Source organism: Catellatospora aurea (genome assembly GCF_042663325.1).
GTDB classification, from domain to species: Bacteria; Actinomycetota; Actinomycetes; order Mycobacteriales; family Micromonosporaceae; genus Catellatospora; species Catellatospora aurea.
On sequence record NZ_JBHTAC010000003.1, the window covers coordinates 187,303 to 211,410 of the forward strand.

Annotated in this window: 24 protein-coding genes; 13 read left to right on the top strand and 11 right to left on the bottom strand. The window is 72.7% G+C overall.

What is annotated here, in order from left to right:
* Positions 1-5 precede the first annotated feature (5 nt).
* The 6 genes from ACFQO7_RS04440 (at position 6) to ACFQO7_RS04465 (ending at position 5,265) form a co-directional block, all read left to right on the top strand.
* Entirely contained in the window at positions 6-1,301 is a 1,296-nt protein-coding gene (locus ACFQO7_RS04440; RefSeq protein WP_376805172.1) for a sensor histidine kinase, read from the top strand.
* On the top strand, positions 1,298-1,978 hold the full coding sequence (locus ACFQO7_RS04445) for a response regulator (protein ID WP_376805173.1): 681 nt from the start codon (positions 1,298-1,300) through the stop codon (positions 1,976-1,978). The genes ACFQO7_RS04440 and ACFQO7_RS04445 overlap by 4 nt, the downstream gene beginning before the upstream one ends.
* 80 nt (positions 1,979-2,058) lie before the next feature.
* Positions 2,059-2,952, top strand: a complete 894-nt coding sequence (locus ACFQO7_RS04450) for an ABC transporter ATP-binding protein (RefSeq protein ID WP_376805174.1) — start codon at positions 2,059-2,061, stop codon at positions 2,950-2,952.
* On the top strand, positions 2,949-4,040 hold the full coding sequence (locus tag ACFQO7_RS04455; protein WP_376805175.1) for an ABC transporter permease: 1,092 nt from the start codon (positions 2,949-2,951) through the stop codon (positions 4,038-4,040). The genes ACFQO7_RS04450 and ACFQO7_RS04455 overlap by 4 nt, the downstream gene beginning before the upstream one ends.
* A 222-nt stretch (positions 4,041-4,262) precedes the next feature.
* Positions 4,263-4,520: a hypothetical protein gene (locus ACFQO7_RS04460; RefSeq protein WP_360527505.1), complete on the top strand. Its 258-nt coding sequence runs from the start codon at positions 4,263-4,265 to the stop codon at positions 4,518-4,520.
* A gap of 25 nt (positions 4,521-4,545) precedes the next feature.
* Positions 4,546-5,265: a hypothetical protein gene (locus tag ACFQO7_RS04465; protein WP_376805176.1), complete on the top strand. Its 720-nt coding sequence runs from the start codon at positions 4,546-4,548 to the stop codon at positions 5,263-5,265.
* A gap of 13 nt (positions 5,266-5,278) precedes the next feature.
* On the opposite strand, the gene ACFQO7_RS04470 is transcribed toward ACFQO7_RS04465, so the two are convergent.
* Complete coding sequence (locus tag ACFQO7_RS04470) at positions 5,279-6,265, bottom strand: hypothetical protein (RefSeq protein ID WP_376805177.1); 987 nt, start codon at positions 6,263-6,265, stop codon at positions 5,279-5,281.
* A gap of 162 nt (positions 6,266-6,427) precedes the next feature.
* Here ACFQO7_RS04470 and ACFQO7_RS04475 point away from each other — a divergent pair, with 162 nt between their 5' ends.
* The 3 genes from ACFQO7_RS04475 to ACFQO7_RS04485 all read left to right on the top strand — a co-directional run bounded on the left by ACFQO7_RS04475 (position 6,428) and on the right by ACFQO7_RS04485 (position 8,998).
* Complete coding sequence (locus ACFQO7_RS04475) at positions 6,428-7,000, top strand: hypothetical protein (protein WP_376805178.1); 573 nt, start codon at positions 6,428-6,430, stop codon at positions 6,998-7,000.
* 130 nt (positions 7,001-7,130) lie between these two features.
* On the top strand, positions 7,131-7,715 hold the full coding sequence (locus ACFQO7_RS04480) for a hypothetical protein (protein ID WP_376805179.1): 585 nt from the start codon (positions 7,131-7,133) through the stop codon (positions 7,713-7,715).
* Between the two features lie 245 nt (positions 7,716-7,960).
* Positions 7,961-8,998: a beta-ketoacyl-ACP synthase III gene (locus tag ACFQO7_RS04485; RefSeq protein ID WP_376805180.1), complete on the top strand. Its 1,038-nt coding sequence runs from the start codon at positions 7,961-7,963 to the stop codon at positions 8,996-8,998.
* A 12-nt stretch (positions 8,999-9,010) separates the two neighbouring features.
* Here ACFQO7_RS04485 and ACFQO7_RS04490 read toward each other — a convergent pair whose 3' ends face one another.
* The 8 genes from ACFQO7_RS04490 to ACFQO7_RS04525 form a co-directional block, all read right to left on the bottom strand.
* Positions 9,011-10,213, bottom strand: a complete 1,203-nt coding sequence (locus tag ACFQO7_RS04490; protein ID WP_376805181.1) for a cytochrome P450 — start codon at positions 10,211-10,213, stop codon at positions 9,011-9,013.
* Positions 10,214-10,268: 55 nt separating this feature from the next.
* A complete protein-coding gene (locus ACFQO7_RS04495) occupies positions 10,269-11,126 on the bottom strand; it encodes a sulfotransferase family protein (RefSeq protein ID WP_376805182.1) in 858 nt (285 codons plus the stop codon).
* Between the two features lie 170 nt (positions 11,127-11,296).
* Positions 11,297-12,685 carry an FAD-binding oxidoreductase gene (locus ACFQO7_RS04500; protein ID WP_376805183.1) on the bottom strand — a complete coding sequence of 463 codons (1,389 nt, stop codon included), beginning with the start codon at positions 12,683-12,685 and terminating at the stop codon, positions 11,297-11,299.
* A 4-nt stretch (positions 12,686-12,689) separates the two neighbouring features.
* The gene (locus tag ACFQO7_RS04505) at positions 12,690-13,865 is read right to left on the bottom strand and encodes a hypothetical protein (RefSeq protein WP_376805184.1); all 1,176 of its coding nucleotides are present in this window, start codon (positions 13,863-13,865) and stop codon (positions 12,690-12,692) included.
* A 38-nt stretch (positions 13,866-13,903) separates the two neighbouring features.
* Positions 13,904-14,725, bottom strand: coding sequence for an ABC transporter permease (locus tag ACFQO7_RS04510; protein WP_376805185.1), 822 nt, complete (start codon positions 14,723-14,725; stop codon positions 13,904-13,906).
* On the bottom strand, positions 14,722-15,489 hold the full coding sequence (locus ACFQO7_RS04515; RefSeq protein WP_376805186.1) for an ABC transporter ATP-binding protein: 768 nt from the start codon (positions 15,487-15,489) through the stop codon (positions 14,722-14,724). Before ACFQO7_RS04515 ends, ACFQO7_RS04510 begins: the two co-directional genes overlap by 4 nt.
* Positions 15,486-16,760 carry an amidohydrolase family protein gene (locus tag ACFQO7_RS04520; protein ID WP_376805187.1) on the bottom strand — a complete coding sequence of 425 codons (1,275 nt, stop codon included), beginning with the start codon at positions 16,758-16,760 and terminating at the stop codon, positions 15,486-15,488. Before ACFQO7_RS04520 ends, ACFQO7_RS04515 begins: the two co-directional genes overlap by 4 nt.
* The gene (locus ACFQO7_RS04525; RefSeq protein WP_376805188.1) at positions 16,757-17,998 is read right to left on the bottom strand and encodes an ABC transporter substrate-binding protein; all 1,242 of its coding nucleotides are present in this window, start codon (positions 17,996-17,998) and stop codon (positions 16,757-16,759) included. The genes ACFQO7_RS04520 and ACFQO7_RS04525 overlap by 4 nt, the downstream gene beginning before the upstream one ends.
* Before the next feature lie 222 nt (positions 17,999-18,220).
* Between ACFQO7_RS04525 and ACFQO7_RS04530 the strand changes: the two genes are divergently transcribed.
* Together ACFQO7_RS04530 and ACFQO7_RS04535 are read left to right on the top strand one after the other, a co-directional pair.
* Positions 18,221-20,734, top strand: a complete 2,514-nt coding sequence (locus ACFQO7_RS04530) for a sensor histidine kinase (RefSeq protein ID WP_376805189.1) — start codon at positions 18,221-18,223, stop codon at positions 20,732-20,734.
* Positions 20,735-20,751: 17 nt separating this feature from the next.
* Entirely contained in the window at positions 20,752-21,186 is a 435-nt protein-coding gene (locus tag ACFQO7_RS04535) for a roadblock/LC7 domain-containing protein (RefSeq protein ID WP_465252377.1), read from the top strand.
* Here the strand turns inward: ACFQO7_RS04535 and ACFQO7_RS04540 are convergent.
* Positions 21,183-21,611, bottom strand: coding sequence for a hypothetical protein (locus ACFQO7_RS04540; RefSeq protein ID WP_376805190.1), 429 nt, complete (start codon positions 21,609-21,611; stop codon positions 21,183-21,185). The two genes, ACFQO7_RS04535 and ACFQO7_RS04540, sit on opposite strands and share 4 nt — an antisense overlap.
* A 240-nt stretch (positions 21,612-21,851) precedes the next feature.
* On the opposite strand from ACFQO7_RS04540, the gene ACFQO7_RS04545 reads away from it, so the two are divergent.
* Both ACFQO7_RS04545 and ACFQO7_RS04550 read left to right on the top strand, forming a co-directional pair.
* Positions 21,852-22,046: a hypothetical protein gene (locus ACFQO7_RS04545; protein WP_376805191.1), complete on the top strand. Its 195-nt coding sequence runs from the start codon at positions 21,852-21,854 to the stop codon at positions 22,044-22,046.
* Between the two features lie 22 nt (positions 22,047-22,068).
* The gene (locus tag ACFQO7_RS04550; RefSeq protein ID WP_376805192.1) at positions 22,069-22,374 is read left to right on the top strand and encodes a hypothetical protein; all 306 of its coding nucleotides are present in this window, start codon (positions 22,069-22,071) and stop codon (positions 22,372-22,374) included.
* A 20-nt stretch (positions 22,375-22,394) separates the two neighbouring features.
* Here the strand turns inward: ACFQO7_RS04550 and ACFQO7_RS04555 are convergent, their stop codons facing one another.
* Positions 22,395-23,972, bottom strand: coding sequence for a sugar ABC transporter permease (locus tag ACFQO7_RS04555; protein ID WP_376805193.1), 1,578 nt, complete (start codon positions 23,970-23,972; stop codon positions 22,395-22,397).
* Between the last annotated feature and the right edge of the window lie 136 nt (positions 23,973-24,108).

Genomic DNA, 24,108 nt, shown 5'->3' on the forward strand with positions numbered 1-24,108 from the left:
GCTGCGTGACCACCCTGGCGACCCCCGACGGCTGGCGACGTCCCGGCCCGACCGCCGAGCAGCGGCGCGCCGACCTGTTCATCGGGCTGGCCGTGACCGCGCTGGCGCTGTTCAACCTGACGCTGACCACCAGCGCGGGCGTGTTCCAGCTCGGTCCTCCGCCGAGCGTGCCGGAGCAGGTGTTCTGGGCGGTCGCGGTGACACTGCCGCTGGCGGTGCGGCGCCGGATGCCGATCATCGTGACCGCGGTCGTCTCCGCGGCGTTCATCGTCGCGCAGGTGCGGGCCGCTCCGGAGATGCAGCTGGCGACCGCGGCGCTGTTCTGCTCGCTGTACACCGCCGGGGCCTGGGCCGCCGACCACCGGCGTTCGCGGCAGGTGCGGGCGGCCATCATCGCGGCGATGCTGGGCTGGCTGGTGGTGTCGATCTGGCTGTCGGTGGACTCGGTGCCGGCGGACGCGTTCGAGGACGCGGCGGGGCCGGTCCCGCCGCTGCTTGCCACGATCGTCAACGCGCTGCTGGTCAACGTGCTCATGTTCGGCTTCGCGTTCTTCGCCGGTGAGACGGCGTGGGTGGCCGCACGGCGGCAGCACCAGCTGGAGGAGCAGGCCGAGGAGCTGCGTCGGGCCCGGGACGAGGCGGGGGAGCGGGCGGTGATGGTCGAGCGCCTGCGCATCGCCCGGGAGCTGCACGACGTCGTCGCCCACCACGTGTCGGTGATGGGGGTGCAGGCCGCGGCGAGCCGCCGGGTGATGGACAAGGACCCGGCGCGGGCGCGGACGGCGCTCGCGGCGATCGAGCAGAGCGCCCGCACCGCCGTCGACGAGCTGCGGCGCATGCTCAGCCTGCTGCGCCAGGGCACGGGCACCGAGGAGGGCCCCGCCACGGTCGGCGTCGAGCGGGCGGAGAGCCTGCTCGACGGGGCCCGGGACGCGGGCCTGACCGCCCGGTTCGGCGTGTTCGGCACGCCGGTGCCGCTGCCCGACTCGCTGTCGCAGGCCGCGTACCGGATCGTGCAGGAGTCGGTGACAAACACGCTCAAGCATGCCGGGGCGAGCACCATCGACGTGCGGATCCGCTACCTGGCGCAGGAGCTGGAGGTGGAGTCGACCGACGACGGCCGGGGCGGGCGGATGGCGGCCGGCGGCCTCGGGCTGATCGGCATGCGTGAGCGGGTCGCCGCGCACGACGGCACCCTGGAGGTCGGTCCGCGTCCGAAGGGCGGCTTCCGGGTGCGGGCCAGGTTCCCGCTCGCGGCGCAGCCGGCGTGTCCGGTCGAGGTCACGGAGGCGGCGGTATGAGCGGCCAGGAGCCGGGCGTGATCCGGATCCTGGTGGCCGACGATCACCGGCTGGTGCGCACCGGGTTCCGGGTCATCCTGGAGACGGAGGACGATCTGGCGGTGGTCGGCGAGGCCGCCGACGGCGAGCAGGCCGTCGCGTTGGCCGCCTCGACCGCGCCCGACGTGGTGCTGATGGACGTCGAGATGCCCGGCGTCGACGGGCTGGAGGCGACCCGCCGGATCACCGCGGCGGGCGACGGGCCGGCCGTGCTGATCCTGACCACGTTCGACCGCGACGACTACCTGTTCGCCGCGTTGCAGGCCGGGGCCAGCGGCTTCCTGCTGAAGAACGGTTCGCCGGAGGCGCTGATCGAGGCGGTGCGGGTGCTGGCGCGCGGTGACGCGCTGCTCGCCCCGGAGATCACCCGGCGGGTCATCGCCAAGTTCGCCCGGCCCGTCGCCGCGCTGCCCGCAGGCTCGACGCAGGAGCTGAAGGAGCTGACCCCGCGCGAGTACGAGGTGCTGGTGCTGCTCGCCGGCGGCGCGACCAACGCGGAGATCGCCACCCGGCTGTTCCTCGGCGAGGCGACCGTGAAGACGCACGTCAGCCGAGTGCTGGCGAAGTTGCGCCTGCGCGACCGCACCCAGGCGGTGGTGTTCGCGTACGAACACGGCGTCGTCACCCCGGGCGGCTGACCGGATCCTCCTCGTGGCGGAGGGAAGATCGATCCCCGGGCGGACGGCATCCCGCCACAGCGCACCTAGCCTCTGCGGGTATGACGAAAGTGCTACGCCTCGACGCGGTGAGCCGCAGGTTCGGCGACCGGCAGGTGCTCGACGGGGTGTCCTTCGACGTCACCGGCGGGCGCATGACCGGGTTCGTCGGCGCGAACGGCGCGGGCAAGACCACCTCGATGCGCATCATCATGGGCGTGCTCGCCCCCGACGCGGGCGAGGTGACCTGGGACGGCGGTCGGCTGACCCGCCAGATCCGCCGCCGGATCGGCTACATGCCCGAGGAGCGTGGCCTGTACCCGAAGATGACCGTGCGCGACCAGCTGGTCTACCTGGGCCGCCTGCACGGTCTCGGGGCCGCGGCGGTGCGCCGCAACGCCGAGGACCTGATCGAGTGGCTGCGGCTGGGCGAGCGGGCCGGCGATCCGCTGGAGAAGCTGTCGCTGGGCAACCAGCAGCGGGCCCAGATCGCCGCGGCGCTGATCCACGACCCGGACATCCTGGTGCTCGACGAGCCGTTCTCCGGCCTCGACCCGCTCGCCGTCGACACCGTCGTGGAGGTGCTGCGCGACCGGACGAAGCGGGGCGTGCCGGTGCTGTTCTCCAGCCACCAGCTCGACGTGGTCGAGCGGCTCTGCGACGACCTGGTCATCATCGCCGGCGGGCGGATCCGCGCCTCCGGTCCGCGCGGCCAGCTGCGCAGCGAGCACACCCTGCCCCGGTACACGCTGACCGTCGACGGCGACGCGGGCTGGCTGCGCGACCAGCCCGGCGCACGGCTGCTCGACCTCGACGGCGCGCACGCGGTCTTCGAACTCGACCCCTCCGCCGACGACCAGCAGGTGCTCCGGGCGGCGCTCGCCCGCGGCCCGGTCCGCGCGTTCGGCCCCGTCACCCCGTCCCTCGCAGAGATCTTCCGGGAGGTCGCCCAGTGAACACCTTCGAAGCCGTGCGCATCGTGGCCGCCCGCGAGATCCGGGTGAAGCTGCGCGACAAGGCGTTCCTGTTCAGCACGGCGTTCTTCCTGCTGTTCGCACTGGGTGCGACGGTGGTGCCGGCGATGTTCGCCGATGACGCGGCCACGGTCGCGGTGAGCGGAACCGCCCCGCCCGCCCTCGCGGCCGCGGGGCTGGACGTGCGCACCGTCGCGGACGACGCGGCCGCGCGGGCACTGGTCCGCGACGGCGCGGCCGACGGCGGGCTGCTCGCCGACGGCACCGTGATCGCGCTGACCGACGCCCCGAACACCCTGGTCAACGCCCTGAGCACCCGGCCGACCGTCGAGCTGCTCGACCCGAGCGCCGTGGACGACACGCTGGCACTGCTGGTGCCCATGGTCTTCGCCATGATCTTCTTCTTCGTGTCGCTGACGTTCGGCCTGCAGATCGCGCAGAGCGTCACCGAGGAGAAGCAGACCCGGGTCGTGGAGATCCTGGTCGCCTCGGTGCCGGTGCGGGTGCTGCTGGCGGGCAAGGTGCTGGGCGGCGGCGTGCTCGCGATGGGCCAGATCGCGCTGATCGCCGTGGTCGCGCTGGCCGGGATGCGCTTCTCCGAGGGCGGTGGCGCGCTGCTGACCCTGCTCGGGCCCGCGATCGGCTGGTTCCTGCCGTTCTTCCTGGTCGGCTTCGTGATGCTGGCGGCGCTGTGGGCGGCGGTCGGCGCGCTGGCCAACCGGCAGGAGGACCTCAGCGGCGCGTCGATGCCGCTGCAGATCCTGGTCCTGCTGCCGTTCTTCGGGGTGGTGATGTTCAACGGCGACCCGGTCGCGATGAAGGTGCTGTCGTACATCCCGTTCTCGGCCCCGGCGGCGATGCCGGTGCGGCTGTTCCAGGGTGACGCGGCGGCCTGGGAGCCGGTGCTGTCGCTGGTCGTGCTCGCCGTCGGCGCGCTGGTGGTGCTGTCCGTCGGCGCCCGCATCTACGAGGGCTCGCTGCTGCGCAGCAACGGCCGCACCTCGCTGGCCACCGCCTGGCGCGACCGCGAGGCCCGCCGCCTCGCCGACCTCGAAGCCGAATCCGCCTGACCCCCACCCACCCACCCCACCGGGGTGATCATGAACTTATGGCACGGTTCGACCGCGTGTCGACGGCACAACTTCATGATCATCCAGGTGGGGTGGGTGCCCCGCATTGGTCCAGGCGGCGCAGTGTCTGCGGGGACAGCGCACCCGGAAAGCCGTCTGGCGACGGGAATGTGCGGTTTTGACGCGTTCGCTCGTTACTTGATCGTGCGGGAACGTGAGGGCGTGTCGATCAGGCTCGTGATCCGGAGCGAGGGCAGGACGTACGTGCGCGTGACCTGGCTGCGCAACCGGCACGCGGCGCTGTCCACGTCCCGGGCGGGCCGCTCCTACCTCGCCGCGGTACGCGAGCTGCAGGTGGCCGCGGGACGGCTGCGGGCGGCGGGGGCGTATCCGGGCGGGGCCGACCAGGTCGCGGCGTACCGTCAGGTCCGCGCGGCCTGGCTCGCCGTCATCCTGTCCCGCCACCGCCTGCAGCGCTGACGCCCGCGAAACCAGGAGCCCCGCCGTGACCATGCATCCACTGGCCGATCCCCTCGCCGACCTCGACGCGCAGCGGGCGCAGTTCGACTGGGACGCCCACGACGTGATGCGCCTGGACGAGCGCTACCGGACCCGGCACCTGCCGCTGCTGCACGAAACGCCCCGCCTTCCGATGCGACCTGGTGAGCTGCGGGAGGCGGAGTACTGGCCGCCGATCCGGTCGGTGGTCCTGCCCGTCGACGACGCCGCTCTGCGCGCCGACGCCGTGTTCGGCGCGTTCCTCGACGACCTGCGGGCCGCGCTCGGGTCCCGGGTGTGGTGGCCGGGGCTCGCCCTGCGCGCCGACCGGGTGCACACCACCCTGGCCCCGGAACTGAATCCCGCCGCGACCCTGCCCGAAACACCGCTGCCGGCGGTCCGCCTGATCGTGCGCGGCCCCTGGGTCGGCCGCCACAACACCGGCCGCGTCTACCTGCCCGTCCAGGCCGCCGACAGCGCCTCGGTCCGGCGGCTGGACGAGGTCCGCGCGCTGGTGGGAGCCGAGCGCCGCCCGATGCTCGCCGGCTATCTGCAACTGACCGGGGACCTGCGCGGCGAGCCGTACGCGGCGCTGCGCCGACTGGTCCGCCACTACCAGACCCGGGTGCGGGTTCCGCTCAGCCCGGCCGAGCTGTGGCTGATGGACACGATGGACGACCTGGTGTTGCGCTCCCGGGTCGTGCAGCGTGTCCCCTTCGCCGTTTGACCGTGCCGACCGCTCAGCCCAGCTCGTCCAGCAGGTGCGGGGTGCGCAGGTTCGGCGCGACCAGCGCGCGGCGCTCGACATAGGTCACCAGTACGGTCGGAAACAGCAGCATGGCGACTGGCAGCTCCAGCGCGGCCGACGCCGCCACCGCGGCGAACGCGAACCCCGCCCGTTCGTCGATCGTGCCGGCGAACCCCACCATTCCGGCCGCACCGTCGATCACCTGGTTGTAGCGGTACGCGAGGAACAGCACGACCCCGGGCACGGCCAGGCGCACGACGGTGGGCCAGAACGCGTTGTTCACCGTGTCGAAGGCCCGCACCAGCGGTCTGCGGTGTTCGAACAGGACCGCCGGCCCGACCATTCCCGTGATCATCATCAGGTAACCGAGCACGATCACCGCGGGCACCAGCCCGGCCACCGAGAAGGCGGAGGCGAAGCACAGCAGGACCAGGAAGACGACGACGAAGGTCAGCACGTAGGCGACCAGGCTCCACGCGAACATCACCGGCACTCGGCGCAGGCCGAACCACAGGGCGCGCGAGAGCTGCGCGGGCAGGCCCGCCGCCTGGCGCACCGCCGACCAGGTCGCCGCCGCGTACCCCAGCAGCCGGAGCGGCAGCGCCAGGACCATCATGAGGCCGATCACGATCAGGATGCGCACGACGAGCTTCTCGGCCAGGGCGTCGTCCACGGCCGCCGCCCGCGCGACGTCGCTGTTCAAGAGCGCCAGCAGACCCACCACCGCGAGGGCGTACAGCACGAGACTCGGCAGCGCGTGCGTGATCGTGAAGATGGCGAGCTGCTGCTGCCAGCCGCGCCGCAGCACGCCGGCGACCTTGCGCGCCCAGCCGGCCAGGCCTTCGCCGGGCAGATTGACCAGCACCTCGGGCCCGCTGGCCCGCTCGGCCGGGAACGCGTCGTCGGGAGGCAGGAAACCGCTGGTCGGAACGGTTCCGGGGAACTGCTGGGGGTCGTTGGTGGACAACGCGTACTCCAAGATCGCGGGGTGATGGCGGCCAGTGTGACATGTGTCCGTTGCGGCCGTTGTCCGCTCGGTCGGACCGGCGGGCGCGTGCCTTCGGCATGGCACACGCCAAGTGCGGCTCGTCGCGGCGGCCGCGCGATAAGGTCACCCCAGCAAGATCCGGTTGGGGGGCCGATGGACGTGCTGGACGTGGAGTCCGCTGAGCAGGCGACGCAGCCCGGCGGCGGCCGCGCGCGGCACCGGCGGCCGCGCGCACGGCGTCGCCTGCTGCACATCGGCGTGGCCACGCTCGTGGTCGTCCTGCTGGTGTTCTGGTACGCGCTGTCGCGTGAGCACACACCGCACGACCCGCGCGCGTACCCCGGCAGCCAGTCCCAGGACCTGCCCGGCACGCTGCACCGCTACCACCTCGGCCTGCCGGACTGCGCCGCGCGCGGCGTGCGCTACCACCGGTACGCCGAATGGGAGGCGGACTCGTTCTACCTGCACTTCACCGGCGACCGGCACTGTATGAACCAGTTCCTGGCGCTCAACGGCATGTTCCTGACGGGCAAGCGCACGGAGTCGGTCGGCCTGCCGTTCGACGCGAAGACGACCGCGGGCTTCGGCTGGCCGCAGGACCCCGAACGGCGTTACCGCTCGTTGCGGCACCGGCCGCCGTCCGGCGAGGTGCTCGTCGAGGTGGCGGTCGCGCTGTACGAGTCCGGCGACGCCGCCGAGGTGTACCTGCACGCCGGCATCGTCTGAGCCCGGTCTATCCGTGTAAACGGTTGCCGTCCGCTGGGGACACTCTGGATGGGAGCGTGCCCATTGATCTACGCTCATCGCTGCGCCCTGCCCGGGGTGCGCGCCTGCCCATCGAACCGAGGTAACCGGTATGAGCGTAGAACTGGCCGCCCCCGACGGCCCCACCGACCCCGCACCCTCGCCCGAGAGCCTCCGCACACAGGCCGCCGCCTGGCGCAACGGCCTGACCGCGGTCACCGCGCTGCTCGCCGCCGCGCTCATCGTCCGCGGCCCCGACGACCTGGCCGAGCTGCACTGGACCGTGCGGTTGCTGGCCGGTGCGCTGCTGCTCGCCGGCTTCGCGCTGCTGGTGCGCGCGATCCTGCTGGCCGCCACCGCCACCGCCACCGCGCCTGCGTCGCACGACGTGGCGAGTGTCCCGCGGCTCGCCGTCACCGGCCTCGGCCTGGTCGGCATCGCCGTGCTCGGTGCCTGGCTGGCCCCCGCCGCGCCCGCGCCCGGCAAGCTCATCCAGCTCACCTACGACCACGGGATCATCTGCGGCCTGGTCTCCCTGGAGCCCGAGGGTTATGTCACCGTGCTGCCCGATCCGGGTCAGCAGGCGAACCGGATCACCGCGAAGGCGCGCACGCTGGTGCCGATCTCCTCGATCCACGGGATGACCGAGGTCGGCGTATGCGAGCCGCCCGCGACACTGCCCACGCCCGCCCCCTGACGGCGGCCTCGCCGGCGACACCAGCTGGCTGACGGCCGCACCCTGGGCACCGTGCCCGCTGACGGGGTGGGCGCCGCGCGGGTTGCGGCGCCCACCCCGTCAGGTCCACCCTCCGGATCTTGGTGTCGGTGAGGTCACGCCTGGGTAACACTGTCGGCACCACCCCCTGTGGCACCCGCCGAACGCGGTGATAATCACCATCGCGCGATCGGGAGACCCCCGCCACGAGCCAGGAGCCGCACACGATGCCAGCACAGCCGACGCCGACGCCCGCACCGGTCGGACGCGGGATCACCGTTCCGGACCTGGCGTCCCACGCCCGCATCCTCGGCCTCGGCGGCTACCGGCCGCGCCGCGTCCTCACCAACGAGGAGATCTGCACCTGGATCGACTCGACCGACGAGTGGATCCGGACCCGGTCCGGGATCACCGAACGCCGCTGGGCCGAACCCGACGAGACGCTCGCGTTCATGTCCGTCGAGGCTTCAGCCGCCGCGCTCGCCGATGCCGGAGTCGACGCGGCCGACATCGGCTGCGTGATCCTGGCTACGGTGTCGCACCTCGAACAGACCCCGGCGCTCGCCCCGCAGGTCGCCCACCGGCTCGGCGCGGTGAACGCGGCGGCGTTCGACATGTCGGCCGGGTGCGCGGGCTTCTGCCACGGCGTGGCGCTGGCCCGCGACATGATCCACAGCGGCAGCGCCCGGTACGTCCTGGTGATCGGCGCGGAACGGCTCACTGATCTGATCGACAAGAACGACCGGGCGACCGCGTTCATCCCCGGCGACGGCGCGGGCGCCGTGGTCATCGGCCCGGCGGAACGGCCGGGCATCGGCCCGGTCGTGTGGGGTGCCGACGGCAGCCAGGCGGGCGTGATCAGCCAGACCCGCGACTGGAAGTCGTTCGCCGACGACCCGAGCGGGCCGCGGCCCATCTGGCAGATGTCCGGGCAGCAGGTGTTCCGGTGGGCCTCGTACGAGATGGTGCCCGTGGCGCAGCGGGCGCTGCAGGCGGCCGGAATCACCGTAGACGACCTCGACGCCTTCATCCCGCACCAGGCCAACCTGCGCATCATCGACGCGATGGTCCGGGCGCTCAAGCTCCCGGCGGACGTGCCCGTGGCCCGTGACATCGCCGAAGCGGGCAACACCTCGGCCGCCTCGGTCCCACTGGCGATGGAGCGGATGCGGCGTGACGGCCAAGCCCCCAGCGGGGGTACGGCGCTGCTCATCGGGTTCGGGGCCGGACTGTCGTACGCCGCACAGGTCGTGACCCTGCCCTAGAGCCGTGCCGCGTCATCCAATGGTGACCGGCAGGTGCGTGTGGCCGCGCAGGGTCAGCTGAGCGCGGTACGCGGGCTCGCCGGCGAGCGCCAGCCGCGGGAATCGGGTCAGCAGCCGGGGGAAGGCGATCTGCGCCTCGGTGGTGGAGAGCAGCGCGCCGGGGCAGAAGTGCAGGCCCGCGCTGAAGGTCAGGTGCGCGTTGTCGGAGCGCTCAGGCTGGAACGAGTCCGGGTCGGCGAACCGCGCCGGGTCGCGGTTGGCCGCACCGAACAGCACCAGCACCGAGGAACCGGCCGGGACGGCGATGCCGTCGATCTCGGCGTCCACCGCGGTCCACCGTGTCGTCAGCTGCGCCGGAGCTTCCAGGCGCAGGAACTCCTCGACGTAGGACGGGGCGAGTTCCGGCCGCTCTCGCAGCCGCTGTGCCGCGTCCGGGTGGCGCAGCAGCACCTCCAGCCCGTTGCCGAGCAGGTGGGTCGTGGTCTCGAACCCGGCGTTGAACACCAGCACCAGCGCCGACAGGAGTTCCTCGTGGGTCAGCGGGTCGTCGTCGGCGCCGGCGGCGGACAGTACGGTCACCAGGTCGTCACGAGGGTCCTGCCGCCGCTGCCGAACCAGGTCGGTGAAGTATGCGCTGAGCTCGGTCGCGGCCTTGTCCGCCACCGCGAACTTGTCGGGACCGCCCGCGTCGAGCACCGCGCCGATCGCCGAGACGTGGGGCTGGAACCAGGGGCGGTCCTCGGCGGGCACGCCGAGCAGCTCACCGATGACGTTGGAGGGCAGCGGGAAGGCGAACTCCTTGATGAAGTCGACCTCGCCGCCGTGTTCGGCGAGGCGGTCGAGCAGGTGGTCGACCTGCTGGGTGACGGTCTCGGTCAGGGCGGCGACCCGGCGGGCGGTGAACTCGCGCGTGATCAGGCGGCGCAGGCGCGCGTGCTGCTCGCCGTTGATGAACATCATCGAGTTCATCAGCACGGTCAGGGACGGGTGCTCGTGCCAGGTGGGCAGCTGCGAGCCGAGCTGCTCGGCGTCCAGGACCCGGAAGGCCGGATCGCGCAGCACCCGGCTGACCGCGTCGTAGCCGTGCACGACGGCCGCGTAGTGGCCGGTCAGCGGCGCGACCGGGCCTGCGGCGTGCAGTGCGGCGTAGTGCGGATACGGGTTGCGGCGGCCCTCTTCGGTGTGCAAGGCCTGGAGCGTGGCAGCAGCGGACACCCGTCCCATGGTATTGATGAACATGGATGGAATGGGTCAGTGTCGGATGTGCGACTCACGTTGAGTAGCCGAACTGCTGCACGATGTCGCCGTACCGCGCGGTGATCGCCTTCAGGTGCACCTCGTTCAGGTGGTTGCGCCAGTCGCCGGCCACCCCGCGCCGGTAGTGGCTGTGCACGTCCTCCTCGCCCGGCCGCCGTCCCCGGGACAGCCGCTCGAAGGAGAACCGGGCCAGGGCTCCCGCGACGTGCGCGGGTGGCAGGCGGCGCAGCGGCACCGGTGGCAGGAGGCGGCGCGCTCGGGCCAGTGCGCGCGGCGTCTCGCGGCGGTCGGCCAGGTTCCAGGTGCTCGCCGCGTGCCGGAGCCGTTCGAACCTGCCCGGTGCGACCAGGTCGAGGTGGGTCAGCGCGCGGGTCCAGGCGGCGTACGGGTCGGCGACCATGTCCTCCATGCGCAACTCCAGCACACCCGGGTTGGCGTAGTTCCACTCGCACATCGGGTCCAGGAACACCCCGCTGAACTCGATCTCGGCGAGCAGCCCGGCCTCCACGTCGACCTCGGAAAGCACCCGCCGGTGTGCGACGAGTTCGTGCCACACGATGCCCATCAGTTGCTCGGGGTGGCTGTTGCGGTGGCTGAAGTAGCCGGAGACGATGATGTCGCGCGGGTCGCGGATGACGTTGAGCCCCCGCAGCGGCGGCAGGGTCTCGAACTGGGCCTGGGTCACGTTCGTCATCACCAGCAGGTCCGGCTGCTCCGCCCGGACGTAGTCGCCGACGCTGGCGTGCCCGGCCCACTGGTCGGGCACGTGCAGGGTGAGCACCTTCAGGCCCAGCGCGTGGGCCGCGTCGTGCAGGATGCTACGTGCCCACGTCGAGGCGGTCTTGTGACGTCCGAAGAAAGCGCGCAACATTGAGTGGCCCCGGTATCGACGCAAGATTACAGTCACATGTGTCTATCGGTATCCGCGCCGCGATGTCAAGGGCGAGATCACTCGACTTGCCAGGCACCTGTGCGTATCTTGCGACGTCATTCGCCCAGGTGCCTGGCAACTCGGATGATCTACGACGGTGGGCCGAGCGGTCAGGCCGATCCGTCGAGGGGGAGCTTGCCCGGGTTGAGCAGGCCGTCCGGGTCGTTGACGGCCGCGGCGGCGCGGATGCCGGGCAGGGCCGGGCCCTCCAGCAGCCAGGTGTGCGGGTCGACGACGTGCACGCCCAGCTCGCGCAGCCGCTGGACGCCGGCGTACAGCGCCGCCGCGTCGTGGAACGGGGCCAGCAGCAGGCCGCCGAAACCGCGTCCGCGTGTCGGGTCGTTCGGGTCGAGGAACGGCCGCATGCCGTCCAGGTGCAGCATCGCGCCGGGCAGGGCCGCGCGTACCTTGTCCGGGTCGGTGACCAGCGGTGCGCCGCCGACCTGCAGGTGGCACAGCTCGGGCCGGGCCTTCTTGGCCCGCAGGGTGACGTGGTTGAACGACAGTGTCGACACGTAACCCACCGCGTCGGCGTCGGCCTTGTCGACCCGCCCGCCGTGCGCGGTGACGAGCGCCGCGACGGCGTCCACGAGCGAGGCGTCCACCACGGACCGCAGGCTGTGCCGCCCCTCGGGCAGCGCCGGGTCGGCGGGGTACGTGGCGGTCAGCGCCGGTTCGTCCAGCGACACCAGACGCGGCGCCGGGTCGAGGCGCAGCAGGCCGAGCCCGGCCTGGGTGGCGGCCGCGCCGTCGGGGAACGAGGCGAGCACCGCGGTCCAGTCGCGGGCCGGGGCGAGCTTGACGGTGGCGGTGGCGATGATCCCGGTGACGCCGTACGCGTGCAGGTAGGGCAGGCACTGCGCGCCGTACACCCGGCGGGGTTGATCTTGCGGTGGGCAGCCGACCACCTCCAGGGCCTGCACGAAGCCGTCCCAGAGCCAGCCGTGCTCGATCGAGCCGAGCCCGCCCGCGCCGCCGCCGAGGAAGCCGCCGATGGTGCTGCCGACGGTGGTCGGCATCATCGCGATCTCCTGACCGGTGCGCCGCGCCGCGGCCTCCAGCGCGACGAACGTCGCCCCGGCCTGGGCCTGGACCCAGCCGTTGCCGACTTCGAGGACGCGGTCGGCGTCGCTGAGGTCCACGACCAGCCCGCCCGCCAGCGGCACGGCCTGGCCGTAGTTGCCGGTGCCCCGGCCGCGGGGCACGACCGGGATGCCGTGCGCGTGCGCGAGCCGCACCGCGGTCTGGAGCTGCTCGGTGGAGTGCGGGCGCACCACGACGTCGGCGAGGCGGTCGGGCAGCACGGCCGACAGCAGCGGAGACAGGTAGGCCCCGTCGCGGGAGGCGGCCTGGCGCGCCGACTCCAGGGTGGAGACGCGGTCGGCCGGCAGGGCGGCGGCGAGCGCGTCGAGGAAGGCGGCGAGAGCCGCCGGGCTGGGGGCCCGGCGGCTCGCCCGCTGCGCGATGTGCGCCAGCGGTGGTGGTTCCACGGTGCTCACGAGGTCAGCTCAGCCCGATCGCCGGGTCGATGAACTCGTTGGTCACCAGGTCCTGCGCGGTCAGGCCCGCCTTGACCTCCTTGCGCTGGCCCGCGTAGATCGGGCCGACGATGCCGATGACCTGCTTGACCCGGTCGACGTCGAAGTCGCCCAGGGTCGCGTTGCCGCCGTTGCCGACGATCTTCAGCTTGAGCTGCTGCTCGACGCTGAACGCCGCCTGCTCCTTGCTGTACGGGAAACCCTTGTACGCGTCGTTCAGCTTGATGATCAGGTCGTTGGTGGCGGCGAAGTCCTTCACGTACTCCACCTGCGAGCGCTGGATGATCGGGACCAGGCGCTTGAGGCACGCGGCGTGCTCGGCCTTCTTGTCGGCGCGCACCACGACGGCCTCGGGGTAGATCGGGTAGCCGGTGTCGTGGATGAGCTGGAACTTGACCGGCTTCTTCCACTGCGGAAGGGCCTTCTCGTAGATGAACGGCTCGTTGGTGGCGAAGCCCTGCTGGGCGATCTTGCCCTTCTCCGCGAGAAAGCGGGTCGGGCTGCCGTCGTACGCGCCGTCGACCTGCCCGCGGCGCAGCGTGCCCGAGCCGGTCAGGTAGTCCATGTAGGTCGCGCCGTTGAAGAACAGCACCTTGGTGTCGGTCTTGCCGATGTCGACGATCGAGTTGAAGCCCGGGTTCGCCGCCGGGTCCCACATGATCATGTAGGGGGCGATGTCGAACGGGGCGACGACCGCGACGACGGGCTGCTTGGCCGACAGGCCGATGGCGTCGTCGGTGGCCACCTGGCCGAGCATGATCGACGGGTCGGCGTACATCTGCGCGCCGGCGTTCTGGAAACCGATCGCCGGACCGCCCGCCCGGATCTCGATGTTCACGCCGGTGCTCTGCCCGCCCGCCATCAGCGGGCCGGTGACCTTCTTCGCCGCGGCGTCGATGGTCGGCGTGGGGCCGAGCAGGTGGTAGAGCGCGCCGTGCTCGGCCTCGGGCGTCCACGCCGCCTGGACGACCACGGTCGCGGGGCACACCGCGGCGAGGTCGGTGGAGCCGCTGCCCGCGCTGGGCGCGGGCGGCGTGGCGGGGTCGGCGGACTGGCAGCCCCCGGCGAGCAGCATCGCGACCAGCACGGTCGCGGCACCGGCCCGGTGCAGCGGCCTTCGCGAGGCGGGAAGGGCGTTCATATATCTCCTTTGTGGGGGTGTGGGGTGAGGAGAGCGGGTCAGTGGGCAGCGCCGCCGGTGTCGGGCCGGCGCTGCTGCGAGGAGTGCCAGGCGGTGGCCCGGCGGGCCAGCACGCCGAACAGCCAGAAGACGGCGACGCCGAACGCCGAGGCCAGGAACACCGTGGCGAAGAGCATCTCGGACTGCAGCCGCCGCGGGTACACGTAGATGAGCTGGCCGAGGCCGGGTTCGCCCTGCTGGAAGAAGAAGTCGCCGACGATCGCGCCGATCACCGCGGCCCCGGCCGAGATGCGCAGCCCGGTGAGGATCGCGGGCAGTGCCGCCGGCAGCTGCAGCTTGACCAGCCGGGTCAGCCGCCCGGCGCGGTGCAGGGTGAACAGGTCGTGCAGCGCGGGGTCCACCGAGCGCAGGCCGAACAGCGAGTTCGCCACGATCGGGAACAGCGCGATCAGTACGCACGTCAGCACCCGGCTCGGGAAACCGAACCCGAACCAGAATCCGAACAGCGGCACCAGCGCCAGGATCGGCACGGTCTGCAGCGCGACGGCGTACGGGTACAGCGAGCGCTCCACCCAGCGGGCCTGGCTCATCAGGATCGCCAGCGCCAGGCCGAGCACCGCCGCGCAGATCAGCCCGGTCACCGCGACCTCGGCCGACAGCCGCAGCCCGGCCAGCAGCTCGGCGAGGTTGACCGGGTCGAGGAAACCGACTTTGACGACCTCGTGCGGTGCGGGCAGCAGGAAGCGCCGGTCGGCGTCGATCAGCACGTAGCTGCCGAAGTACCAGGCGGCCAGCACGATCGCGGCCACCGCCGTGGGCGGCACGAGCCGCCGGGACTGCCGGGTCAGGGCGTGTGTCATGCGGCGGCCTCGATCCGGTCGGCGGCGCCGCCCTGCAGCAGGGCGGTCACCTGCGAGGTCAGTTCGGTGAAGGCGGGGGAGAAGCGCACCTCGGGCAGGCGGGGGTACGGCAGTGGCACCGCCACCTCGCCGACCAGCCGACCCGGGCGGTCGGCCATCACCAGCACCCGCTGCGACAGGTAGACGGCCTCGGCGACGGAGTGGGTGACCAGCAGGCCCGCGAACGCGTCGGCGGCGAACAGCTCCTGCAGGTCGTCGCCGAGCCGGCCGCGGGTGATCTCGTCGACCGAGCCGAACGGCTCGTCGAACAGCATCAGGTCGGGCCGGCCGGTCAGGGTGCGGGCCAGCGAGACCCGCATCCGCATGCCGCCGGACAGGGTGCCGGGCAGCGCGTCGGCGACGTGCGACAGGCCGACCCGGCGCAGCGCGTCCTCGGCCCGTTCGCGACGTTCGCGCGGGGGCACGCCGGTCAGCTCGCCGGCCAGCTCGACGTTGCGCCGTACGCTGCGCCAGGGCAGCAGGGTCGGGTCCTGGAACACGAAGCCGAGTCGCTCGGTGGCGCGGGCGACCGTGCCCGTGGTCGGTGCGAGCAGCCCGGCGGCCAGCCGCAGCAGGGTGCTCTTGCCGCAGCCGGAGGGCCCGACCACGGCGGTGAACTCGCCGGCGGCCAGGTGCAGGGTCACCCCGTCGAGGGCCAGGGTGCCGCCGGGATATCGCACCCCGACCGCCTCCATCGTCAGGGCGGGGATGCCGTCGTCGGTCACGCGGTACGTCCTATCTGTGCAGGGCTTGTCTGTGCCTCGTGGTCGTCCGGGTCGTGCCTGGTGACCGTGGTGCGGGCGACGATCCGCCCGCCGTGGACCACGAGCCGGTGGGGGGTGGTGGTGGCCAGCGCCTCGCGCAGCGAACCCGCGCGGACGGCCAGCAGTTCGGCGGGTGAACCCGGCGCGACGGCGACGGGCGGCAGGCCCGCGGCGCGCCGGGCCTGGGCGCTGACCGCGTCGTACGCGGTCTCGGGGGTGTCGTGGCCGGCCAGCACCAGCAGCGCGGCCGTCTCCAGGGGGTCGCCGCGGCCGAGGATCTGGAACGGGTCCTGCAGGTTGTCGCCGCCCGCGGCGACCGTGACGCCCGCAGCGCGCAGCGTGCGCAGCGCGGTCAGCCCGCGCGGCACGGCCCGGTCGTGGTCACGTCCCTGCAGGTACAGGTTGGTCTGCGGCAGGCAGGCCACGGCGATCCCGGCGCGGGCGACCTTGTCGGCGAGCGGCCCGGCCCGCTCGGGGTCCATCATGCCGAGGCTGACGCAGTGCCCGGCGAGCACGCCGTGCGGGAATCCGGTCGCGACGACCGCGTCGGCCAGCAGTTCCAGCGAGCACGGCTCGGGGTGCAGCCACTCGTCGATGTGCAGGTCCACCGGGACACCGTGCCGGGCCGCCAGGTCGAGGCAGATCGCGATGCAGCCGGCCGGGTCGGGGTCGAGCCCCGGGCACGCCCCGACCGCGTCGGCGCCCGCCGCCAGCGCCTCGGCCAGCAGCGCGCGGTTGGCGGCCCCGGCCGCGCCGGTCAGCGGCACGGCCGCGAACGCGGTGACCTGCACGGCGCAGCGCCCGGCGGCCGCGTCCCGCACCGCGAGCACGGCCTGCAGCGCCCGCAGGCCGATCCCCTCACCGAGGTCTGCGTGGGTGCGCACGGCCGTCGCGCCGTGGCCGAGGTAGCCGTCCAGGGCCGTGCGGGACGAGCGCTCGACCTGCTCGCGGGTCAGCGACGGCCGGTACGCCAGCCACGCGGTGACCGCGCCGAACAGGTCCCCGGCCGGGTTGGGCACGGCGTCGGCGCTCAGCGCCTTGTCCAGGTGGGCGTGGATCTCCATCGGGGCGGGGAGCAGCAGCTGACCGTCCAGCTCGACGACCTGCGCGCCGGTGGTGTCCACGGTCCCGGCCGGCTCGACCCGTTCGATCGCCGCGTCGTGGACCCGCACGTCGACGCGGCGTCCGTCGGTGAGCAACGCGTCCCGCAGCAGCAGGGGCAGGCCGGTCACGGCTTCGGCTCCGGGCTGCTCCACCGGGGCCGGGTCGAGGCCAGCTCGATCGGGTACACCAGCCGGTAGGCGCGGTCCTGCCACTGCTCGACGACGGCGGCGGCGAACTGGTTCTGCCCGTCGTCACCGAAGCGCACCCCGTCCCACGGCATGATCAGCTGTACGGCGGACAGCGACGTGCGGCGCAGCGCGGTCCGGATCGCGGCCGGGTCGGCGGAACCGGCCGCGTCCACGGCCGCGGCCAGGGCCATCGTCGCGGTGAACGCGTCGGCGGCGACCGCGCTCATGGGTTTGCCGTTGCGCCGCTCGTACAGCTCGGCGACGAGCCGGGCGGTCGGGTCGCGCTGGGCGAGGTCGGCCGACCACGGCACCGCCCGCAGCAGCGCGGCCCCGCTGTCGGGCCGTTCCAGCGACCGGAAGCCCTGGCCGAGGCCGACCAGCGTCGGACGCCCCTTGGTCTCGCCGACGGCGACGGCGACGGCCCGCGCCCCGGCCGCGGTCTGCGCCCACGCGACGACCGTGTTCTCGGGTTTCTCGGCGAGCGGGTCGCGCAGCCGCTCCGCGTCGGTCGCGCCTTCCTTGATCGTCAGCGACGCGGTGACCGGGACACCCGCGCGGCGCGCAAGGTCCCGCAGGCTCGCCACGGCCGCCGAGGAGCCGCCCCGCCCTGACTCGGTGATCAGGGTGATCCCGCCCGATCCGGCCCCGCGCCGGGCCAGCAGCGCGAACGCGGCCTCGGTGAGCCGGCTGTCACTGGGGCCGATCCGGAAGTACCAGTCGATGCCCAGTTCGGTGAGGTAGTCGTCGCTGCTGCGCGCGTCGAGCAGCGGCACCCGCAGGCGCTGCGCCTGGCTGGCGGCGGACTCGGCCATGTCGGCGGAATCGGCCAGCACCAGCCCGGCCACGTGCTCCTGCTCGGCGAGCACGGTCATCGCCGCAGACATGGTCTCGGCCTGCCCTGCGGTGTCCCGGGCGGCCAGGCTCAGCCGCGCGCCGCGCCGGCCCGGCACGCCGGTGCCCGCCGCCAGCGGCAGTGGCAGGTCGGGGTGGGCGTCGTTGACGATGTCGACGGCCAGCCGCGCCCCGTTCACGGCGTCGACGCCCCAGCTCGCGTCCGGGCCGCTGAGCGGCGCCAGCACGCCGATCGCCAGCGGCTGCGGAGTGTCCGGGGTGGACGTGCACCCGGCGATCAGCAGGGCGACCGAGGCCAGGCAGCACGCCAGGCGCAGCGGATTCATGGAAACACGCTCCGATGTGGAAACCAGCCGGTGCCGATGATCGTGGACCGGGGTATCTTTTCGTGCGCGCCTGAGAGTTTCAAGCCCTGGCGTCGTATGTGTTCCGTTAAATAAGTTCATCCCGGATCCTCTTGCTGCGGCGTCACAGCCGACGGTTAGATGTACGCAGCAAGACCTAGATCACTCTGATGTGGACTGAGCAAAGTGTACGGAGGTCGTCCGGTGACGGATCAAGGGCGTCGCAGCGGGCGGGCGACCGGGGCGCACCGCCGCACATCGCCGCTGCGTACGCGGCTCTGGCGGGTGCCGACCAAGCTCGCCGCGGTGCTCACCGTGCCGCTGCTGGGCTTCCTGGTGGTCGCCGGTGTGCAGATCTCCGACTCCGTACGCACCGCCACGGACCTCGACGCCTTCTCCCACCAGGTCTCCCTCGGCGACGAAATCACCACCCTGGTCCACGAGCTGCAGAACGAACGCGACCGCACCGTCGGCATGCTGGTCTCGCTGTCGGCGGGCGGCGTCCCGGCCCGGGACGTCGCCGGGCTGGCCCCCGAGCGCACCGCCGTGGACCGCGCCGCAGCCCGCTGGCGAACGGCTGCCGCGGAACTGGCGGCCGAGGCCGCGCTGGCCGTGCCCTACCGGGCCGCCCAGGACCGGCTCGACGAGGTCGCCCGGCTGCGCGCCGGGGTCGCCGGCGGCTGGCTACGCGCCCAGGCCGCCTTCGACGCGTACTCCGGCGTCATCGCCTCGCTGCACGCGCTGCTGCCGACCCCGGCCGACGTCGGCGGCGACGCCGCGCTGGGCCGCCTGGTGCGCGGTTTCAGCAATCTGGCCCGCGCCAAGGAACTCACCGCGCAGATCCGCGGCCGGTTGTACATGCTCTGCTACGGAGCCGCCTTCGAGTCCGCGCCCGGCGCCCGCATCGCCCAGGCCCGCGCCCAGCGTCAGGCCGCGCTGGCCGGCTTCCGCGCCGACGCCGACCCCGCGCAGGTCGCCCGCTTCGAAGACGTCGTCGCCGGTCAAGCCGTGCGCAACGCCAACCGCCTCGCCGAGACGATCGTCGCCGCCGACCCCGAAGCCGGCGTCGACCCGCAGCAGTGGTGGTCGGCCAGCACCACCGAACTCGAACAGCTGCGCACCGTCGAGCAGGACCTGCTGGCCGACGCGTCCGAAGCGGTCGCCGCGGCCAGCGGCAGCCAATGGCTGACCACCCTGTTCGGCTCGCTGGTCACCATCGTGCTGCTGCTCGCGGCACTGCTCATGTCCATCGTGATCGGCCGCAACATGGCCTCGACACTGCGCTCGCTGCGCGCCCAGGCCCTGCTGGTCGCCGAGGTCGCGCTGCCCAGCGTCATCGAGCAGCTCCGGCTGGCCCCGACCGCCGCGCCGCCGGTGCACGTCGAGCCGATCGTGGTCGGCTCGCAGGACGAGGTCGCCGAGGTAGCCGAGGCGTTCACCGCCGTACACCTGAGCGCGGTGCGCCTGGCCGCCGAGCAGGCCAGCATGCGGCGCAACGTCAACGAGATCTTCATCAAGCTGTCCCGGCGCAGCCAGACCCTGGTCGAGCGGCAGCTCCAGCTGCTCGACACCATGGAGTCGGCCGAGGTCGACCCGGACAAGCTCGGCAACCTGTTCCGCCTGGACCACCTCGCGGCCCGCCTGCGCCGCAACGACGAGAACCTGCTCGTGCTCGCCGGCGGGGACACCGCCCGGCACTGGAACCGGCCCAAGGACCTCAACACGATCGTGCTCGCGGCGACCGCCGAGGTCGAGCACTATCAGCGGGTCCACCACGACACTCCCGACGGGGTCTTCGTCGTCGGCCACGCCGTCGCCGACGTCGTCAACCTGCTCGCGGAGCTGCTGGAGAACGGCACCGCGTTCTCCCCGCCCGACACCACGGTGCAGGTGCGCGGCCACGCGCTGGATGACGGCTCGGCCGAGCTGGTCGTCGCCGACGACGGCATCGGCATGTCCGCGCAGCTGCTCGCCGAGGCCAACCAGCAGGTGTCCGAACCTGTCAGCATCGACACCTCGGCCGCCGAACGGATGGGCCTGGTCGTGGTCGGACACCTGGCCCGGCGGCACGGCATCACCGTGCAGCTGACCTCGGGCATCCGCGGGGTCACCGTGCGGGTGGTGCTGCCCGAGGCGCTCATCGCGCCCGCGCCCACCGACGAGCTCGGCACCACGCCGCCGGAGGCCGAAACCGGCGAGGCCGCCCTGTCCAGCCTGCGCCGCCGCGTGCCGACCAGGTCGGAGGACGTGCTCGCGCCGGAGCGCCGGACGCCGAGCATCTGGTGGAACCGCGACGCCGGTGAGCATGCCGTCGCCACGCCCGCGGCCGAGTCCGAGCCGCAGCCGCCCACGCTGACCAAGGCCGGGCTGCCCGCCCGTACCCGCAGGTCCGTGCCGGAGGCGGCCCAGGCCGTGACCACCCGCTACGAGGCCGACCCGGACGCGCTCGGTGACACGCTGACCAGGCTCTACGCGGGAGTGCGGCGCGCCGAGGCCGAGGACGCCGCCGGCTCGGATCCGGTCCCGTCGGCGGTGCCCGCACCCCGGACGTCACCCGAGGCGGCCACGGCATCCGAGACGGCGCCTGAGCCACCGGCCGCGACCGAGCAACCAGCACCGACCGAGCCGACGGCCCCGACCGGGCCCGAGCCGGAACAAGACGACGCCGAGGGGCGGACCGAGGCGGAGCGGCAGCTGACCCAGCCGGCCGGCAAGTGACAGGAGAGTGGACGCAAATGGCGATCAGCGCAGCGGCGCGTGACTTCAACTGGCTCATCAACGGATTCGCCGAACGCGTGGCCGGTGTCGTGCACACCGTGGTCGTCTCGTCGGACGGCCTGCTCGTGGCCGCCTCGGACCGGCTGCCGCGCGACAGCGCCGACCAGTTCGCGGCGGTCACGTCGAGCCTGGTCAGCGTGACCAAGAGCGCGGCGGGCCTGTTCGACGGCGACTCGGTGCGCCAGACCGTCGTCGAGATGGGCCGCGGTTTCCTGCTGGTGATGCCGATCCGCGACGGCTCGATCCTGGCCTCGCTGACCGCCGCCGGGGCCGACGTCGGCGTGGCCGGCTACGAGATGGCCAAGCTGTGCAAGCAGGCCGGCGAGGTGCTCACGCCGGCGATCCGCGCCGAGCTGCAGCAGTCGCTGCCGCAGGTGCAGCACGTCGGCTAGCTTTCGGCGCACCCGGCGAGTACCCGCCGGAGTTCCACCATCGCGCGATCGGTGCCCCAGCGCGCGAGCTCTGCCCAGCTGTACGCGCGGCGCAGCTGCCCGACGGCCCGGACGCCGACCAGATAGCCGATCCGGTCCGGCAAGTGGTGCCCGCCGTTGAGGTTCAGATAGCGCCGCTGGACGCCGGGTTCCGTCGTGTCCAGGCACGCCAGGATCTCCGCGCGGGCCTCGGGCAGCCGCCGCTCGGACTCGGCCAGCCAGCCGTCATGGCCGGGGCCGAACCACAGGTGCTCGGCGGTTGCGTACTCCGGTAGCAGTTCGGCGGTCAGCCGCGTGGCGAACCCCTCGGCGAAGACCCCGTGTCCCAGCGGGCCGTCCTGCGGCCACGGCGTCGCGGGCAGCCGCAGCTGGATGGCGTGCGCCATCTCGCGGCCTGCTGCCAGAAGTCGAGGAAAGCAGGGACCAGATCGCGTACTTCGACGGGCATCGCGCGATGGTATCTGCGCGCGGCTACATCAATTTTGATGTGACCACATCAAAAAAGTTGTACAGCTCGCTGGACCGACATCAGGGTACCGATGTTGCGGTTCGCCGATGCTGTTTGATCTCAGACGTGCCCGTGCGACGATGAGCGCTCGTTCGCTCGTCGACGGGTGGGAGTGGTCATGCGCTGGGTGTGGCTGGTGCTCGGAGTGCTGCTGGTGCTGTCCGGGATCGTCTGGACCCTGCAGGGCCTGGACCTGCTCGGCCAGTCCGGTGGCATGAACGGCCAGAAGATCTGGGCGGTCATCGGCCCGATCACCGCGGTCGTCGGCCTGCTGCTGGTCCGGCTCGGGCTGCGGCGTCCGGCTGATCAGTAAGTCGCTCAGCCGGCATCACGCCATGTCCGCCTCAATCACCCACCGCTACGGACACTCCGAGGACTACTCGCCGGACAAGATCCCGGAGCTGATCGCCGAACTCGATGCGTACATTGACGACGAGCATCCCGATGTTTGGGTCTCCTGTGGCGGATGGACCCTGTCGGCGTTCCCCAGCGGCCTCGTCATCTGGGAGGACGACGTCGACGAGGCACCGAGGCATCTGCGCGGAGTGTCGCGCTCGCACCTCGCCGTGCTGATGGACCTGTGCGGTACCGGACGGTTCCACGAACTTGAGCGCCTTCCGTGGATGGAGGGCTACGGCTGATCGGGCCGTAGCCCTCGACGTCATTGTTCGCCGGTAGCCTTGCTCACGGTCTCGGCAGCGTCGGCGTCAGTGCCCCGGCCGGTGCGCAGCGTGAGCCGGTCCAGCACCAGGACCTGCACCGCGCCGATGGCGGCCGCGACGAGCAGGCAGATCGGCAGCGGATACAGCCAGCCGGTCGGGATGCCGCCGTCTTCGCCGGTGTAGCCGAAACTCGTGATCGCCTGCATCACGACGACCTGCATCGGGGCGCTGTCGGGCCGGAAGCCCGCGATGAGCGGCCACAGGGTGTCCTGCGCCTGGACGATCCACGTCACCAGGCCCGCCAGCCCGACGACGGGCAGCGCCAGGGTCCACCGGACTCCCCGGAACAGCAGCGCCGACCCGAACAGCACCGGGATGGCCAGCGAGGCGGGCGGGATCAGGAACAGGAACTCGCTGCCGTCCTCGGTACGGTGCATCCAGGCGTCCGGGGCGAGCCCGGCGAGCCCCACGAACAGCCAGGGCGCGAACGGCAGCAGCAGCAGTTCGCTGCGGTCGCCGAGGGGCCGTAGCGCGCCGATGCCGTATCCGGCCAGCGCCGCGGCGAGCACCCCGACGACGGTGGAGATCAGCGGCGGCAGCCAGGTGTAGGACAGGTGCGTGAAGAGGCTGCCGATGACGGCCTCGGTGCCGAAGCTCACCGAGTTCAGCAGCCACGGGGTGAGCCCGGCCAGGCCGAGCAGCAGCAGGCCGCCGGTGACGACGGCGGCGGCCGCCCGCCACCCGGCATTGCCGAGCGGAGTCGTCGTGTCCACGGGCTGGTCCGCGGCGACGACCCGGGCGCGGGCCAGGACCAGCCACAGCCCGATGCCGATGCCGAGCACGCCCAGCACCAACCACAGCAGGACCGCGTCGGCCGAGGCGATGCCCACCCGGAAGGTCCGGTACGCGTTGTCGAAGATGAGCACCGACGGCGACGCGTGGCGCGGCCCGTCGGGGCTGCGGCCCAGCAGGTAGGGGAAGCCGAACGCCTGCAGGCCGACCGCCAGCGCCGAGGCCGCGATGACGCCGGTGACCAGCAGCGCGCCGGGCACGGCGTCGCGCGGCCGGGTCGAGCGCCGGAACACCAGCAGGTACGCGGTCGCGCCGAGGCCGACGACGAGCCCGAAGAAGGTGAGGTACTGGGCGAGCAGCGGGTTCAGCCCGCCCGGCTCGTCGAACGTGATCACCCAGGCGAGGGCCGCTCCGGAACTGGCGAGGGCGGCCATCGGCAGCGCGAACGCGATCCGGGCCGTCCACCGCCCGGCCCGGCCCGCGCGTGCGGCGAGGTAGGCCAGCGTGCCGCCGGCGCCGACCGCGGTGAGCGTCACCAGCACGGCGAAGACCAGCGGCCAGACCAGCGAGCCTGCGAAGTCGGAGAACGTGGCCGAGTAGTTGTCGAGCCCGACAGCATCCGAGTCCTCGCGCAGCATGTCGACGTCGGTGAAGCTCGCCAGCACGGTCCGCGCGGTCGGCACGACATACCCGCTGATCAGCAGGATGAGGGCCGGCACGGCGGCAAGCAGGCCGAGCAGCACGCGAACGGGGCCGGCGGAGGTCTTCGGCCCGGTGTCGGTCACAGCGGCCGATCATAGTGCCCGCCTGCGACATCGGCCTACACATCTGACCGAAGTGGACAGTCGGCCACAATCGCCCAGGGTTGTCGCGCCTCGGGCGTACGGGGGACAGGCAGGTCGGTCCCGAGGTGCTTGAATG